The organism is Alcanivorax sp. HI0044 (assembly GCF_001634945.1).
The window spans coordinates 1-1,191 of record NZ_LWEZ01000215.1 but is presented as its reverse complement, the minus strand read 5'-3'; the positions used below and the strand labels follow the sequence as shown (position 1 = coordinate 1,191).

At 47.4% G+C, this 1,191-nt stretch carries 1 protein-coding gene; it reads right to left on the bottom strand.

From position 1 onward, the window contains the following. A partial coding sequence (locus A3730_RS02575; protein ID WP_063537423.1) for a protein adenylyltransferase SelO family protein occupies window positions 1-1,191 on the bottom strand: 1,191 nt, incomplete at both ends.

Here is a 1,191-nt window from a genome sequence, read left to right as displayed (position 1 = left end):
AAGCGAGCCAGAGGGATAAAATCGCCGGCTTCCACGGCAGCACTAACGTCACAAATATCGGCCTCTCTAAGTATTGTTATCGGATTAACCCCAGCCATGAAACGGTAGCGCTCATGGTAGGTAAAACACTCATTTTCAAGACGCTTCCGATACGCATTCAACCACTCAGCCAGAACCCTATCGTTACGCTCAAGACCTAGCTTATCAGCCAAATGGTGGTCACTCGATTCATCATTTTTCCATTCCATTAAATAACGGAATGAAGAATTGTAATCTGCTCCCTTCCTATGCAGGATGGACAGCCATTGGTTAATCAATACTGAATCTTCTTCTCTCGACATCATCAACCCCAAGCGAGAGCGCATTCCACATAGCATCGCTTTTTTACGCTGGTCATAAAAACTCTCCAATATGGCGTTTATTTTTTCTTCGTGCAGCAACAATCGTAATGCCCTGCCCAGCACCTCAAGTCCAAACCTGATAGATTCAGACTGGGAAGAAAATGCATATACGCTGTCAACTGCATCGCAATCTTCTGTCAGTAAAGCCTGGCAAGATTCCAGAAAAGCTCCTGCGCCGGGATCAAGAGTCACACCTAGAGCGGAAATATCATCTGTATTCAGTGTGCCAGCGACAAACCCCCAGACCTGCCACGCTGCAGCAAGATGAGCGGCGCGTTGTACAGAGTGTTTAAAAAACTGCTCCACGCTCATTTCACCACCTTCGCCATAACAACCACCAAGGTGAGCAATCAAAGCCTTCATGGCTGCAGCGTTCCCCCTGGTAGCCAGCCATTCGAAATGGCCAACTCGAGCATGAGATGGAGAAAGGCGAATCACGGTTGCAGACTTCTCCAACTGATCACGAAAAATTTTTCTTTTATGATTACAAATGCTTAGCGGAAGACTGGTTGGTATCCCGATACCATAGAGAGCGTGACTGACAAGATATTCCTTGACCGCACTACGCAACCCCAAATAGCCATCACCCCTAAGAGCATAAGGGGTTCTTCCCCCACCCTTTAAGTACATTTCCATACGACCTAACGGCGTAGCCACTTCCCCCAAGAGCAAAGACCTTGCATCACCAATACGATCGTTGAATACCCCATGGCGATGTCCTGCATACTTTTGTGCCAACGGAGACATACCCGGTAAGAGGATGCTTCCAGAATGCAGGTTTTTCAACGTT